We start from the raw sequence: 14,563 nt of genomic DNA on the forward strand, positions 1-14,563 counted from the left end.
TTAACTTATGGCATTGGATGAGCCATAACAAGGAGTTCTGCTTCCTTCTTAATCTGCTTTAACTTTGCCTCGTCAGCGGCATTGTTCAAAGCATCAGCGATCAAATGCGCAACCTTCCGGCTGGCTTCTTCGTCAAAACCACGCGTGGTAATGGCTGCCGTTCCAATTCGGATACCGGATGTGACAAACGGCGAACGCGTTTCGTTTGGCAACGCTTCCTTGTTAGTCGTGATCGATACACGATCGAGCAATTCTTGCGCCTCCTTACCCGTCAGACCGGTTTCCATCAGGTCCAAGTTGAAGAGATGGTTATCCGTTCCACCGGCCACAACACGGATGTTGTTTGCTTCGTTAAAGACTTCGGCCATCGCCTTTGCATTCTTGATTACCTGAGCTGCGTAATCCTTGAATTCCGGCTGCAAAGCTTCACCAAAGGCCACTGCCTTAGCGGCAATCACGTGTTCCAAAGGCCCACCCTGTGAACCTGGGAAAATAGCGGAACTAATCTGCTTGGCATACTTTTCTTGCGAAAGGATGATTCCCCCTCGTGGCCCGCGCAAAGTCTTGTGTGTCGTTGACGTCACAACGTCTGCAATCCCCACCGGATTCTGGTGCAACCCAGCCGCAACAAGTCCTGCAATGTGTGCCATGTCGACCATCAAATAAGCACCGACCTCGTCAGCGATTTCACGGAACTTGGTAAAGTCAATGGCGCGGGAGTATGCGGAAGCACCAGCCACAATCATTTGTGGCTTCACTTCCTTGGCTTGCGCCATGATAGCGTCATAGTCCAACATTTCGGTTTCTGGATCCAAGCCGTAACTTTCGGAATGGTACATCTTACCAGAGAACGAAACCTTGGCCCCGTGAGTCAAGTGCCCACCGGCATCCAAACCCATTCCAAGGATTGTGTCACCCGGCTTCAAGAAAGCCATATAGACGGCTCCGTTCGCCTGTGAACCAGAGTGTGGCTGCACGTTGGCGTATTCAGCCCCAAAGAGCTCCTTCAAGCGATCGATGGCAGCCTGTTCGACAACGTCGACATACTCGGTTCCACCGTAATAACGCTTGTATGGGTAACCTTCGGCATACTTATTGGTCAAAACAGAACCCTGTGCAGCACGAACGGCTGGTGAGGCAAAGTTTTCGGACGCAATCAGCTCGATTGTACGATTTTGACGTGCGGCTTCCTGCTCAATAGCAGAGAAAATAAGGGTGTCTTTAAATTGTTGTGTCATTGCTTTATCTCCTACGTATATGTGATCCGGAAGGCTTTTGAATACCATTATCCAAAAATCCTAAAAAGCATTGTCTTTAGTATACCGAACTTTCTTAACATTAGTGTGGAATAATTTCGCCTGTTTTATGCAAAATAAAAAGCAGCACGAGGCTGCTTTGTTCATCATATTCCGCTTAGAATTCGTGCAAGAAGTCCGTTAACTCATCCTGGGATAAGTTGTTTTCCAACCCGATTAAGAGCTTCAAACGAGCCTTTTGACCGTTTACGGCGCGGGCGAAGATTGCGCCGGACTTTTCAAGCTGGATTCCCCCACCCAGGTAATCGTAAACCGGTTCAGCGATTCCGTTAAAGGAACGAGAGACGATCACGACTGGGATATCAGCGTCGAGCAATTCTTGGACACCGCGGGCGGCATCTTCCCCCAGGTTACCAGCACCCAGGGCTTCGATGATGATTCCGTCGACGTGTTCGCTATTCGCAAACAGTGATAAAATCTGTCCGTCCATACCAGCGTAGGCTTTCATGACGGGAATCTTCTTCTCCACCTGTTCCATTGGGTAAACCATGGTTCCAGGCAGGTTGTAGAAGTAAATGATTTGGTTCTTCGTGATCATGCCCATTGGGCCAGAGATTGGTGAGGCGAAGGTTGCTACGTTTGTGGCGTGGGTCTTCGTGACAAAGCGGGCCGCGTGAATCTCATCGTTTAAGACAACCATCACACCACGCCCACGAGACTGGTCGTCCATTGCAGTCCGAAGCGCGATTTGAAAGTTATAGAGTCCGTCGGAACCAAGCTCGTTCGATGAACGCATAGCCCCCGTCATCACCACTGGAATATCCAAACCAAGCGTCTTATCCAAGAAGAAAGACGTTTCTTCCAAAGTGTCCGTTCCGTGTGTAATCACAACGCCATCATAGTCCTGGTCAGCGTTTTTTAAACGCTTGTAAAGCATGAGCATGTGTGAAGGCTTAATGTGCTCAGATGGCACGTTAAAGATGTTTTCAACGGTCAGGTTAACATCGTTCAAGCCAACGTTCGCATCGTTCAAGGGATTGTTAGCACCCATTTCGACGTCACCGTCTTCGGCAACGTGCATGGAAATCGTTCCACCAGTGTGCAGCACCAAAATCTTTTTCATCCTTCAGTCCTCTCTCTTTCTTGGTTTAATGGCCAACTGCCCCTCAAAGGCCGCCATTTTTTGAATAAAACGTTTTTCTTTTGGTTGAAAACCGACCTGTCGATCGTATAAATAATCGACGACTCGTTGGATTCCGCGCTTTGTCACGACGGATAGTGTAACAGATCCAAGCTTTGAGATATCGATTGTCGAAAATAGTCGTAGGTAATAAACCGTTTTCTGATCCAAGTGTAAACGGTGATCATCCATATCAAAATGAGACTTCTCGATAATGCCGTTGTACTTGTCGGAATAGTCAAAGTCACCTTCGACCTGGCCTGTTAGTGGGTCAGCTCGCCAGTTTGGCGCAACGCCAAATACTGGAAGCAACTGTAACTCAATAATGTTGGTCACAACCTGCGGATCCTTTTGCTCGTTCAACTGAGCAAAGGCGGCCAAAAGCTTTTTATACCATTCGGTCTGTTTGACATGCTCCTCAAAGGCAACGGTAACTAGTTTAGCAATCAAAGCAGCGTAGGCAGCAGTTGTTAGATCCTCGACCACGTGACGGTAAATCTTACTCTCCTGAACAGAGTTTGCAAAACCAATTCCCTGCTTGTTCTTCGGATAAGTTCCGTCGAATACCACCCAGGTGTAAGGTTGCCCAATTGGACGCATGGCCGATTTGGACTTCTTGACCCCACAGGCCATGACCGTGATAATCCCCTCGTCTTTGGTAAATACCTTAACGAGCAAATCATTATCTCGATAAGCCGTTGTACTTAGCACGAGTCCTTCAATTAAAGCCATGGGCAACCTCCTTTCCCTAATGATTTTATGTACGAAAAAACGGCTAAACGTTCTTAGCCGTCCGTTCTTGCCATGCTATTTTAGAAATCGTCCTTACGGTATCCCAATGACTGGAGGGCTTGTGGACGATCACGCCAACGTTCTTCAACCTTAACCCAGGTTTCTAGGAACACACGGGAACCAAGCAAACGTTCGATGTCCTTACGGGCGCGCGTTCCAATTTGCTTGATCATCTTACCTTGGCGACCGATAACGATATTCTTTTGCGTTGGACGCTCAACAACGATTGAGGCTTGGATGTGGACGATATCGTCGTCACCCGTTTCAATCTTATCAATCACAACGGCAACGGAGTGCGGTACTTCTTGTTGCGTTAACTGAAGAACCTTTTCACGAATCAATTCGGCAATAACGAATCGTTCAGGGTGGTCCGTCAACTGGTCGGCGTCGAAGTACTGTGGCCCCTCGTCCAAGCTTTCAACAACCGTATCCAAAAGTTCAGGAACATTGTCCCCTTCACGCGCTGAAATTGGGAAGATTTCATTCCATTCTGGCGCATCTTCCTGGTAGGTGTTGATGACCTCAAAGAGGTCTTCTTTCTTCAACAAGTCCACTTTATTAATCAAGAGGTAGATTGGCGTGTTCTTAACTTCCTTCAACCGGTCAATGATGTAGTTGTCACCGGCACCACGCTTCTTATCCGCGTCAATGACAAACCAGATGGCATCCGCTTCGTGCAAAGCAGAAAAAGCAGACTTCACCATGTAGTCACCCAAAGAATTCTGAGGTTTGTGAACACCAGGTGTGTCAATGAAGACAACCTGTGCGTCATCCGTCGTATAAATTCCTTGAATCTTGTTACGCGTCGTCTGCGCCTTGTTTGACATAATGGCGATTTTCTCACCAACAATGCGGTTCAACAAGGTTGACTTACCGACGTTTGGACGACCAATAATCGCCACGAAACCGGACTTAAATCCTTCTTTTGTCATAATTTATCCTTTCAATTGGTGAATGAAACGAGAGAAGTCTGTTTCAATTCCGAAAAAGTGCCAGAGGTGTGGCTGGAAGATCAAGAATAAAATGATCATTTCTGCCCCAACGGCAACCAAAACCATTCCGGCCGAAACATCTTTAACGAGTCCAGCCAAGGGATGATAGCGTTTATCGACCATCAAATCAATCACCGCTTCAACAACCGTGTTCAAGAACTCACCATAAACGGCCAAGAAGACACCGATTACGACCCAGAGCCATTCCGAACGGTTCAATCCAAGGTACAAACCGGCCACAAGGACAAAAATGGCAAAACCAATGTGAAAACGCATGTTACGTTCTCGGATAACAACCAAGAAGATTCCCTTCAAAGCGTTAAACATCGAGCGGAAAAAGTTACGGTTCTTTGTCACTTGGTGCTTATCTTGGTGAGCTTGCTGCTCTTTACCTAAGGTTGAGTCAAGTTCGTCTTGGTACGTAGCCAATTCATCTTTTTGTACAGGCACTTTAGCGTCGGAGTCCATAGTCATCTAAGATATTCCTTTGCAAATCAAACATTTCTTTTTCTTCTTTATCACCGAGCATGTGGTCATAACCGTTCAAGTGCAAGAAACCGTGCACAACGAGGAAACCAAGCTCGCGTTCAAAAGAGTGGCCCAAGTATTCTGCTTGGGATTCAATGATGTCAACGGACACCAAGATATCGCCAATGTTCTTAGCGATTTCAGCATCCATTTCTGGGTCGGCTAACACTGGTGTATCGTCACCATCCTCTTCGATGGCAAAGGAGATAACGTCCGTTGGCTTATCCTTGCCACGGTAATCGCGATTGTATGCCTGAATGGCATCATTGTTCATGAAAGTCACGGACATTTCCGTGTTATCAGGCAAGTTAATGTACTTACCCGCATAGTCCAAAACGTAAGTGACTAAGTCCTGATGGAACTGTGTCACACCGTCTTTTGTTTGATCAATTAAAGCTAAATCCATTATGCTCGTCCTTCTTCACGTGCTTGTTTTAACTCGGCCAACTTCTGGTCGGCTTCTTCGTATGCGGTGACAATTTGTCCAACCACTGGGTGGCGAACAACATCGGCTGAATCAAAGCGGACAAAGCCCACTCGATTCACGTCTTTTAATATTTTTTGTGCGGCAATTAATCCCGAACGAACGCCCTTTGGCAAATCAATCTGAGATGGATCGCCATTTACGACCATCTTAGACTGAAAGCCGAGACGGGTCAAAACCATCTTCATCTGAGCATTCGTTGTGTTTTGGGCTTCATCGACTATGATGAAAGCGTCATCCAACGTTCGACCACGCATATAGGCCAAAGGTGCAATTTCCAAAACACCACGATCAATGAGTCGCTCGACGTGATCGGCGCCAATCAAGGTGTTCATCGCGTCGTATATTGGACGCATGTAAGGATCAACCTTTTCTTTCAGGTCTCCAGGTAAGAATCCTAGTGACTCCCCCGCTTCAACAGCGGGACGGGCGATGATGATTCGCTCAACTTCACCCTTTTTTAATGCATCAACAGCCATCGCAGCAGCTAAGAAGGTCTTACCAGTACCAGCAGCACCGATTCCAAAGGTTAAATCGTTATGGTTAATCGCTGACACGTACTGGCGCTGACCATAATTCTTCACACGAATCGAGCGGCCCTTCTTGTCCTTGATGATAGAGCCTTGGTACAAGTCCAAGAAGTACTGCAAAGTCCCTTTTTGTGCCATCGTGGTGGCTGACACCACATCAGCCGGTCCAACCGTGATTTGTTTTTTAACTAATTGAGACAAAACGTCTAGAACCTGATAGGCCTTAGAAAGCGCCTCGTCTTCTCCGTTAATAGTGACCTGTGAGCCACGCACGTGCAGCTTCACTGACAGGCCTTCTTCAATCAGCATGAGGAGCTGGTCTTTTGGTCCGGTCAGCTTGGTTTGCTGCTCCATGTTTTGAAAAGTAAAGATTTTTTCAGCTTGCGTTGTCAAGAATGGAATCCCTCAATTAAAGTATTTAACTTCCTTAATTTTAACACAAAAAAAGCCCGACAATGTCGGACTTTTCAGTCTAAATGACTTAAATTAGAGGGTAACAACTGATACTTCGTGGTCAGCTGAAACCATAACAATCTTGTCACCAGCTTGGGCCAAACCTTGGTCCTTAGCAGCTGACTTAGCAGCGGCTTCGTCTGCTGATGCAGACTTAACTGGAACAACACCGTTGTTCAAAGTCAATCCGTGCAATACGCGGTCGTTATCGTTCAAGGCGATAATTGGAGCGTTTGGACGGTGCTTTGATACCATACGTGCTTCGTAACCTGATTCAGTAGCAACAACAACTGCCTTAGCTGAAACTGAGTCAGCCAAACGTGCAGCAGCAGAAGCAACTGATTCGATTGCGTCGTTGTGGTAGAACGTTTCCTTGTGACGTGCGTAAATTGGCAAGGCAGTTTCTGCCTTTTCGTCCAACTTAGCCATCATCGTAACGGCTTCAACTGGGTATTCACCGTTAGCTGATTCACCTGACAACATCGTTGCGTCAGTTCCATCAAAGACAGCGTTAGCAACGTCGGCAGCTTCGGCACGCGTAGGACGTGGGTTGTCTTCCATTGAGTCAAGCATTTGAGTGGCAGTGATAACTGGCAATCCACGCTTGTTCATGTTGACGATCATTTCCTTTTGAATCAAAGGAACGTTTTCGGCTGGAATTTCAACTCCCATGTCTCCACGAGGAATCATCAAACCATCAGATACGTCCAAGACGGCATCCAAGTTGTCGATACCTTCTTGTGATTCGATCTTAGGGATGATTTGAACGTGTTCCATGTTCTTTTCCTTAAGCAAGGCACGGATGTCCAAAACATCTTCAGGCTTACGAACGAATGAAGCCGCGATGTAGTTAATTTCGTGGTCACAACCGAAACGGATGTCATCGGCATCCTTTTCAGTGATACCTGGCAAGTTGATTGAAACGCCAGGTGCGTTAACACCCTTACGTGAACCAAGCAAACCGTGGTTTTCAGCCTTAACAACTAATTCCTTGTTGGCTTCGTCCTTTTCCATGACAGTCGTAGCAAGCAAACCATCATCAAAGAGCACTTGTCCGCCAACCTTTACGTCGTCGAACAAACCAGGGTAAGTAACGGCGATCTTGTCGTGCGTACCTTCCAAAGATGAATCCATTGAGATACGGAATACATCACCAGTAGCGTACTTGATCTTTCCGTCAGCTTGCTTAGTAGTACGGATTTCCGCACCCTTCGTATCAAGCAAACGTCCAACAATCTTACCAGTAATACGTTCAGCTTCGGCAACGTTCTTCATACGTCCAAGCTGTTCTTCGTGATCACCGTGTGAGAAGTTGAAACGGAAAACATTCGCACCAGCTTCGATTAACTTCACAATGGTTTCAACATCAGATGATGAGGGACCAAGTGTTGAGACGATTTTCGTCTTTTTCATGGGTAAATTGCTCCTTTGAGATCTTGGTGAGTTGCGACACACAACTTCCTACAAACATTGTAATACACTCTATAACCAGTTCACAAGATAGAATTTAGTCTTTTTCTTTAAAAACGACGTTTTTTTCGCTCAAAAAGTCAGATAATTCCTTAAAAAGTTCTTTAGAATCCGCTAAGCCGTACTGCTTTGGCAGATTCTTCCGAATTTTCTCATTTGGCCAATATAAAGTGACCGGATTTTTTCCAGGATACCGCTGCATGATTTGCCAGAGTTGTTTTTTCTCCTGTTCATCCCCTTCACTCTTGTTCAGGCGGAGGAACCAAGTTCCTTTGGCAGGACTTTCGTCCTTAGCTAATTTGGACTGTAAACCTTGAGCCTGGGTCGGGTTGGACTTTGAAAGTGATTGGCTCGCAGGCGAGCCTGCTTGGCCGGATACTAAGGCTTCAGTTTGTCGCTCACGGTTCCCCTCGTTTGGGTTCACTTGTGTCAGTGAATTGGCAATGAGTGACAGTCCCTGACGGTGCTCAGTCTTTCCCTTCAAAAGGAAGACGGAACCGACCTTTAGTTGATCTACAAAACGCTCGTAAAGCTTAGGGAAAATGGTGACGTCAATGGAGCCTGTCATGTCTGAAACAGACAAGAAGGCCATTTGGTCGCCCTTCTTCGTCTTGATGACCTTCACCTGCTTGACCAATCCGTAGATGGCCGCTTGCATGTTCTCATTCAAGCCAGCAATCGCCTGCACTTTATTCTGGTCATAATCTGCCTGGAAGGCTTCCGTTGGGTGACCGGATAGATTAAATCCAAGTACTTCTTTTTCCTTTTGTAAGCGTTCAACAAGACCAAAGTCATTAAACTGCTTAATCTTAGTCTCCTTCAACACGCCATCTCCAAAGGCGGCGGCTGAAAGCATGTCCGGCAAATTTTCGATTAACTCGCGACGGTTGTAACCGAAGCGATCGAGTGCGCCGGCGTAAACGAGCAAGGACAGTTCCTTTTCGCGGAGCCACTTTTCGGGCAAGACCAACAGTAGGTCCTGAATCGTCTTAAAGCTGCCGACCTTTTCTCGAAGCTCCAAAAGGTCCTTAATAAACGGTGTGGACAGACCTGAAATGTTCGATAAGCCCATCAAAAGGCAATCGTCTTGAATGGACCACTCCGCCTCGGAACGGTTGATATCTGGTCCAAGGACCTTCACAGAACGACGCTTTGCTTCCGACAGGTAACCGTATGCCTTAGCAGAACCCTGCTGGGCGTTTAGCAAAGCTGTATAGAAAGCAAGCGGTGCGTGAGCCTTCAAATAAGCGAGGCTATAAGAAAGCGTCGCGTATGCCACGGCGTGGGACTTGTTGAATCCGTAGTTTGCAAATTCATCGATGTAAGCAAAAAGCTGCGTGGCTTCTTCCTTGGAGTGGCCGTTGGCCATCCCGCCCTTGATAAAGGCGACCTTGGACTCCTCCATCTGCTTCAGCTTCTTCTTCGACATCGCTGAACGAAGCGAATCGGCCTGGGCAAGTGAGAAGCCGGCGTAGGCTTGCGCCACTTTCATGACCTGTTCTTGGTAGACCAGAATGCCGTAGGTCTCAGCCAATATTTGGTCAACAACTGGGTCAGACTTAGGAACGGCTTCCTGCCCCAGTCGTCGCTTAATAAAGGTTTCAATGTGCTGGCTTGGACCTGGACGGTACAAGGCCGTTGAAGCAACAATTAGCGAGAAATTGTCCAACCTCAAGCGCTTCAACATCCGCTGCATCCCAGCTGATTCAAACTGGAAGACACCGTTCGTTTGACCAGATGCGAAAAGTTGCAAGGTCTTCTCGTCGTTCATGGCAATTTTCTTGATGTCAAAGTCATCGCCGAGGATGGGGCGCGCCAGCTCGATTCCCTTGGCGAGAATCTTCAACGTTGTTAGTCCCAGCACATCAATCTTTAAGAGTCCGAGCTCCTCAACTGGCCCCTTTGGTAGCTGGGTCATCAAGTAACCATCGTTTCCTCGTTGAACCGGCAACGTATCAACCAACGGTTGATCTGAAAGAACAACACCGGCTGCGTGGGTTGAATAGTTTCGTGGCAGATTTTCAATCTTTCGAGCCGTCTTCAACAGCAAGTCACCAAAGTCGATCTTTGACAAAGCAACTTCCAAACGGTTCTTTGGATCTTCCAATGTTTGCGCAAGGCTCACTTTGCGACCGTTCTTTCCTGCGGGAATACAGTCAGTCAACTTCTTTTGTTCCTTGGCATCGAGGCCGAAGACACGCCCGACATCACGAAGTACCTGCTTGGCAGCCAATGTACCGAAAGTAATAATCTGTGCGAAATCAGCGTGGCCATACTTATCGTGCAAGTAAGCGAGTAATTCGTCCCGTCGGTCATCGGGCCAATCGATATCGATATCAGGCATCTGTGCACGGTCTGGGTTCAAGAACCGTTCAAAGAGCAAACCGTTTTTAATGGGATCCACGTTTGTGATTCCAAGGCAGTATGCCACCAACGAACCAGCAGCAGAACCACGTCCCGCCCCAGTCTGAACGTGGTGATCACGGGCAAACTTCAAAATGTCCCAAACAATGAGGAAGTAATCAGAGAATCCGAGATCAATAATGACCTTTAATTCGTTTTGAAGACGAGCGAGGTATTCGCTGCCGTTTTGGACTCCTTCCATTTGAAGACGCCGTTTGAGTCCGGCCTGTGCCAGATTTGTCAAGTAAGTGGCCGAATTAAGGCCAGAGTCCTGCTGAAAAGCTGGCAAAGCCGGCTTCTTAAAGACCAGTTCAACATCCACTTCATCCATCAAGGCGACGTTATTATCGTAGGCCTCTTTGAGTTCCGGAGTCTGCTGGTAAAGAGCGCGAAGTTCCGTCTCGTCTCTTAGGTAGAGTTCACCCTTTTCATGGGCCATTCGGCTTAAGCCGTCTGTTAGGGTCGTACCCGCGTTAATCGCGCGCAACACCTTGGCCGTAAAGGCGTCATCGGGATCCATGTAGTCCGCTCGGTCCCATGCCAGAAGTGGTAAGCTGTGCTCCTTTGAAAAGGCCGCAAGGGACTTCTGCTGAACGAAAGAAAGGCTTGGATTAAAACCTAAGTAAAGACGCTCAACGTCACCAACCTGTTTTTTAAGTAGATCAAGGTAGTTTTTAGCCGAGGCATCAGAGGAAGAAATCAACTGGCCAATTTCGGATTCAGCCGTCAACGTCAAGGCGATCCCATCTAAATGCCCCTTCAACATCGCAAAGGTCATGGGCTCGTCATCGAGCGTCATCTTCTTAGAGGACAGTTGTACCAGGTTCTGGTAACCGGTCTGGTCAATTGCCGTCAGCAAAACCGAAAAAGGCGTTGCCAAGTTGATCAGGCCGTTCACCTGTAACTGAAGGGAGAAAATTGGCTTGATGTCTTTTTTCTTGGCCGCTTTGTAGAAGTCAACCAGTGAATAGAGTACGTTTTGTTCGGCTATGGAAACAGCCTGGTAGCCGCGAGCCTTCGCTGTCGAAACGATTTGTTCGACGCTACTTGGGCTTTGGAGTAAGGAATAGCCACTTTTAACTTGTAGGGGTGAATACATCGTTACCTCCAAAGAATCTTTCTTGCTACTAGCATTATATCGAAAATTTGTTCTCATTAGGGACGAAATCGTGGATTTATTCGCGAGTTTTAGCCAACGAATTTAATAATCATGATGGTTATTTAGAAAAACCTTCACATACTCCTTGAAGATTATACGAAAAGGCGTAAGATAATCAGTAAATAAAAAAGGTGGTGAAAAAATGCGCTATATCGTAACCGCACTCTGGTCTGCCCTCTTTGGGCTTTTGATCGGCTACTTGGTTGGTCAAATGACCTCCGTTGCTTTCAACCCAGCCCTTTCTGCTTTGGTCACGGTCATTGTTGGTGAAGCCGCATTGATTGTTGTCCCAGCCTTGTCAAAGGATAAGACAGAATCCGCTAAATAATTCAATATAAAAAGAAAAACGCACCTGTTTCGGGTGCGTTTTTTGTGTGTTGTGTTTTTTTATATGAAAACGGCCGTTCCGGCCTTAAATTCCGTATCGCAGCAAAACGACCTCTGTTGTCTAAGAGTCAATCGGGTAATTGTTTTGTTCTTACTTCTTCATCTCGCTTGCTTCTTGAACAATTTCAACCAAAACGTCGACAACTTGTTCCATCACCTGCTTTGAAACAAATTCAAAGCGACCGTGCATGTTTTCGCCACCAGCAAAGAGGTTTGGTGTTGGCAAACCGAGGAAAGTAATCTTTGATCCATCCGTTCCACCGCGAACGGGTTCGACAATTGGCTCAATGTTTTGCTTCTTCATTGCCGTTTCGGCCAATGTGACGATTTCTTGCTTATCCTTTAAGACATCGCCCATGTTGTAATACTGGTCTTGTAAGTGTACTGATACACGTTCCTGCCCAAAAGTTTCGTTTAGCTCGTCTGCTATCAATTGCAGACGCTTTTTCTTTGCTTCAAAGGCGTTCTTGTCATGATCACGGATGATGTATGCCATCTCGGCCTCTTCCGGTGTACCAGCCATTGAAATCAGGTGGTAGAACCCTTCTCGACCTTCCGTCTTTTCTGGACGCTCATCTTCAGGTAAAGCGTTTTGAATATCGATGGCCACTTGCAAAGCGTTAATCATCGTATCCTTAGCCGTTCCTGGGTGAACGTTTTGACCCTTAATTTCAATCTTGGCTCCAGCAGCGTTGAAGGTCTCCCATTCAAGCTCACCGAGTGGTCCCCCATCAACCGTGTAGGCAAAGTTCGCGCCGAATGCTTCAACATCAAAGTGATCAGCTCCGCGGCCAATTTCTTCATCTGGCCCAAAGGCAAAGGCCAAAGGCCCGTGCTTCACTTCAGGGTGGGCCACCAAGTAATCGATGAGCGCCATGATTTCAGCCACTCCGGCTTTATCGTCTGCCCCCAGCAACGTAGTTCCATCGGTTGTAATCAAATCATGCCCAGCGTAGTTACGCATGTTTGGGAAGACCTTTGGATCCAACTTAAAACCAGAGTTACCCAGTTCAATAACGGACTTTCCGTCGTAGTTTGAAATCTCCTGTGGGTTAACGTTTTCACTGTTAAAGTCAGCGGTATCCACGTGTGAAATGAAACCGACCGTCGGTGCACCTTCCACACCGTTAGCTGGCAACTTGGCAAAGACGTAGCCATCCTTCATTGTCTGGACATCTTCTGCCCCCATTTCCTTCAATTCAGCAGCCAAGTTCTTCAGGAAGGCAACTTCCTTCGGGTCAGAAGGAATCGTGTCGGATTCTTCGTTTGAACGAGTATTAACCTTCACATCACGTAGAAAACGTGTGATGAGTTTTGGATATTTTTCAGACATAATGGCCTCCTTGATATAACAGTGTGAATGACGGCTGAATTTACGCTTAAACGCAATTTTTATGCCGGCATTTAAGAGATGAGTTTGTATTATAATGCGAGCCGCCCGGCTGACACCTTTAGAGATAAGTATACGGGTCGGTGTTTACTTGGCTTGAGATGGCGGTCACGCCATCGCTGAACCATTCTTCTACAAGGTGCTGCATTGGAAGTTTAGCCAGCGCCTCCATGTGATGGTCGGGGTCGAGCACCGAAAAGTCTTCGGCCAGGATATCATGTCCCACGTGGTAATAAACGTCGGCGGTGATGTAGAGGTCGGCCCCGAGCGACTGGGCACGCCGCCAGAATTTGCCGCCGTCGCCGCCTAAGACGGCGACTTTTTCGATCATCTTATCCGGATCATTTGCAATCAACCGAACCTGATCAACGGCACAAGCATTCTTTACCTGCTTAGCGTAATCACTTAACTTCATCGGATTCTTCAAGTGACCAATCCGACCAAGTCCGGCATTCTTGTCGGTTTCATCCGGCAGTAAAGGCATCGCCTTTTCAATACCAAAGCTCTCGCAGAGCATGTCGTTTAACCCGCCTTCTGCCGCATCCAAGTTGGTGTGTGATGAGTAAACCACGATGTCGTGCTTAATCAAATCGGCGTACATCTTATTTTGAGGATTAGACAAATCGAGGTTTTTTGCAGGGAAAAACATTGGTTCATGATGCGCCCAAATGAAGTCCACCTTGTTTTCGATGGCTTCTTGAACCGTTTCTGGACGGACGTCCAACGCCGTCATCACCTTATGAATTTCCTGGTTAGGATCACCAATCTGTAGACCGGTTGGGTCGCCCTTCTCGGCCAATGCTTTCGGCGCAAACGCCTCAATCTTTGCAATTAAATCTGCTGCTTTAACCATGGAATACCTCCTCGTCAATGGCCTTAATCCAGTCTTTGACCTCTTGATACTTTGGCAAGTTCGTTTGCCCGCTTTGCTCCAAACGGTCGACAACTTGGGCGTATCGGGCACGTTCATGTTGCCACTTTGCTTTGAAGATGTCGCCCTGTTCTTTTCTCAATACTGGGCCAAAAGTCAAATCCGCACGCGATAAGGTTTGCGCCCCTGGCCGAGCCACGATGATTTCGTAGCGGTGCCTTCCTTCAGCAACCATTTCTTCGTGTTTGATGGCGTACCCATTATCAATTAACCAGGCACGCAAGGCGTCTTGATCCGTGTTTGGCTGCAAGACCAACTGAGGAAATGGACCTAAGTCTTTTTTGGCGTCCAGAATCTTTTTGATAAGCAAACCACCCATTCCGGCAATGACGACTGACTGGACCTTATCTTCAGGCGTCAACGCGGCCAAGCCATCAGCTAAGCGACATTCAATATGTGCACTTACACCCTGTGCTTGTACCGTATGCTTCGCATTGTTCAACGGCCCCTTGGCTACTTCACCAACAATAGCTTCTGGACTCTTTTTCTGTTCCACTAAATAAGTGGCTAAATAAGCATGGTCTGAACCGATATCAGCCATCTTAACCTGATCGTCAACCAAGTTGGCAACAGCTTCTAAGCGTGGTGTGAGCTTTATTTGGGACATG

At 47.2% G+C, this 14,563-nt stretch carries 13 protein-coding genes; 1 reads left to right on the forward strand and 12 read right to left on the reverse strand.

All coding sequences use genetic code 11. The annotated features are described in order from the left end of the window. Positions 1-5 precede the first annotated feature (5 nt). The 9 genes from glyA to G6R29_RS01030 all read right to left on the reverse strand — a co-directional run bounded on the left by glyA (position 6) and on the right by G6R29_RS01030 (position 11,187). Complete coding sequence (glyA, locus tag G6R29_RS00990) at positions 6-1,238, reverse strand: serine hydroxymethyltransferase (RefSeq protein ID WP_213808492.1); 1,233 nt, start codon at positions 1,236-1,238, stop codon at positions 6-8. A gap of 175 nt (positions 1,239-1,413) precedes the next feature. Next, positions 1,414-2,379 (reverse strand): asparaginase, encoded by a 966-nt coding sequence (locus tag G6R29_RS00995; RefSeq protein ID WP_213808493.1) that lies wholly within the window; start codon positions 2,377-2,379, stop codon positions 1,414-1,416. A gap of 3 nt (positions 2,380-2,382) precedes the next feature. Next, a complete protein-coding gene (recO, locus tag G6R29_RS01000) occupies positions 2,383-3,168 on the reverse strand; it encodes a DNA repair protein RecO (protein WP_213808494.1) in 786 nt (261 codons plus the stop codon). 80 nt (positions 3,169-3,248) lie between these two features. Beyond that, positions 3,249-4,160 (reverse strand): GTPase Era, encoded by a 912-nt coding sequence (gene era, locus G6R29_RS01005; RefSeq protein ID WP_213808495.1) that lies wholly within the window; start codon positions 4,158-4,160, stop codon positions 3,249-3,251. Between the two features lie 3 nt (positions 4,161-4,163). Then, positions 4,164-4,694: a diacylglycerol kinase family protein gene (locus tag G6R29_RS01010; protein ID WP_238476844.1), complete on the reverse strand. Its 531-nt coding sequence runs from the start codon at positions 4,692-4,694 to the stop codon at positions 4,164-4,166. After that, positions 4,672-5,154 carry an rRNA maturation RNase YbeY gene (ybeY, locus tag G6R29_RS01015; RefSeq protein WP_213808496.1) on the reverse strand — a complete coding sequence of 161 codons (483 nt, stop codon included), beginning with the start codon at positions 5,152-5,154 and terminating at the stop codon, positions 4,672-4,674. Before ybeY ends, G6R29_RS01010 begins: the two co-directional genes overlap by 23 nt. Continuing rightward, positions 5,154-6,155 (reverse strand): PhoH family protein, encoded by a 1,002-nt coding sequence (locus G6R29_RS01020; protein WP_213808497.1) that lies wholly within the window; start codon positions 6,153-6,155, stop codon positions 5,154-5,156. Before G6R29_RS01020 ends, ybeY begins: the two co-directional genes overlap by 1 nt. Positions 6,156-6,248: 93 nt before the next feature. Continuing rightward, a complete protein-coding gene (gene pyk / locus G6R29_RS01025; protein WP_213808498.1) occupies positions 6,249-7,628 on the reverse strand; it encodes a pyruvate kinase in 1,380 nt (459 codons plus the stop codon). 94 nt (positions 7,629-7,722) lie between these two features. Then, positions 7,723-11,187, reverse strand: coding sequence for a DNA polymerase III subunit alpha (locus G6R29_RS01030; protein ID WP_213808499.1), 3,465 nt, complete (start codon positions 11,185-11,187; stop codon positions 7,723-7,725). A 202-nt stretch (positions 11,188-11,389) separates the two neighbouring features. Here G6R29_RS01030 and G6R29_RS01035 point away from each other — a divergent pair, with 202 nt between their 5' ends. Then, entirely contained in the window at positions 11,390-11,575 is a 186-nt protein-coding gene (locus G6R29_RS01035; RefSeq protein WP_213808500.1) for a YjzD family protein, read from the forward strand. A gap of 150 nt (positions 11,576-11,725) precedes the next feature. On the opposite strand, the gene pepT is transcribed toward G6R29_RS01035, so the two are convergent. The 3 genes from pepT to G6R29_RS01050 all read right to left on the reverse strand — a co-directional run bounded on the left by pepT (position 11,726) and on the right by G6R29_RS01050 (position 14,562). Further along, positions 11,726-12,967, reverse strand: a complete 1,242-nt coding sequence (gene pepT / locus G6R29_RS01040; RefSeq protein WP_213808501.1) for a peptidase T — start codon at positions 12,965-12,967, stop codon at positions 11,726-11,728. A gap of 118 nt (positions 12,968-13,085) precedes the next feature. Beyond that, entirely contained in the window at positions 13,086-13,877 is a 792-nt protein-coding gene (locus G6R29_RS01045; protein ID WP_213808502.1) for a Nif3-like dinuclear metal center hexameric protein, read from the reverse strand. Then, the gene (locus G6R29_RS01050) at positions 13,870-14,562 is read right to left on the reverse strand and encodes a tRNA (adenine(22)-N(1))-methyltransferase (RefSeq protein WP_213808503.1); all 693 of its coding nucleotides are present in this window, start codon (positions 14,560-14,562) and stop codon (positions 13,870-13,872) included. Before G6R29_RS01050 ends, G6R29_RS01045 begins: the two co-directional genes overlap by 8 nt. Position 14,563: the final 1 nt, after the last annotated feature.

Origin of the sequence: Fructobacillus broussonetiae (assembly GCF_018437275.1) — a bacterium.
GTDB lineage: Bacteria > Bacillota > Bacilli > Lactobacillales > Lactobacillaceae > Fructobacillus > Fructobacillus broussonetiae.

Bases quoted from the DNA above. Each gene is read 5' to 3' on its own strand.
- G6R29_RS01035 (WP_213808500.1), top strand. From the start codon at position 11,390: ATGCGCTATATCGTAACCGCACTCTGGTCTGCCCTCTTTGGGCTTTTG.
- G6R29_RS01045 (WP_213808502.1), bottom strand. From the start codon at position 13,877: ATGGTTAAAGCAGCAGATTTAATTGCAAAGATTGAGGCGTTTGCGCCG.
- ybeY (WP_213808496.1), bottom strand. From the start codon at position 5,154: ATGGATTTAGCTTTAATTGATCAAACAAAAGACGGTGTGACACAGTTC.
- pyk (WP_213808498.1), bottom strand. From the start codon at position 7,628: ATGAAAAAGACGAAAATCGTCTCAACACTTGGTCCCTCATCATCTGAT.
- era (WP_213808495.1), bottom strand. From the start codon at position 4,160: ATGACAAAAGAAGGATTTAAGTCCGGTTTCGTGGCGATTATTGGTCGT.
- G6R29_RS00995 (WP_213808493.1), bottom strand. From the start codon at position 2,379: ATGAAAAAGATTTTGGTGCTGCACACTGGTGGAACGATTTCCATGCAC.
- G6R29_RS01030 (WP_213808499.1), bottom strand. From the start codon at position 11,187: ATGTATTCACCCCTACAAGTTAAAAGTGGCTATTCCTTACTCCAAAGC.
- G6R29_RS01010 (WP_238476844.1), bottom strand. From the start codon at position 4,694: ATGACTATGGACTCCGACGCTAAAGTGCCTGTACAAAAAGATGAATTG.
- pepT (WP_213808501.1), bottom strand. From the start codon at position 12,967: ATGTCTGAAAAATATCCAAAACTCATCACACGTTTTCTACGTGATGTG.
- recO (WP_213808494.1), bottom strand. From the start codon at position 3,168: ATGGCTTTAATTGAAGGACTCGTGCTAAGTACAACGGCTTATCGAGAT.
- G6R29_RS01050 (WP_213808503.1), bottom strand. From the start codon at position 14,562: ATGTCCCAAATAAAGCTCACACCACGCTTAGAAGCTGTTGCCAACTTG.
- glyA (WP_213808492.1), bottom strand. From the start codon at position 1,238: ATGACACAACAATTTAAAGACACCCTTATTTTCTCTGCTATTGAGCAG.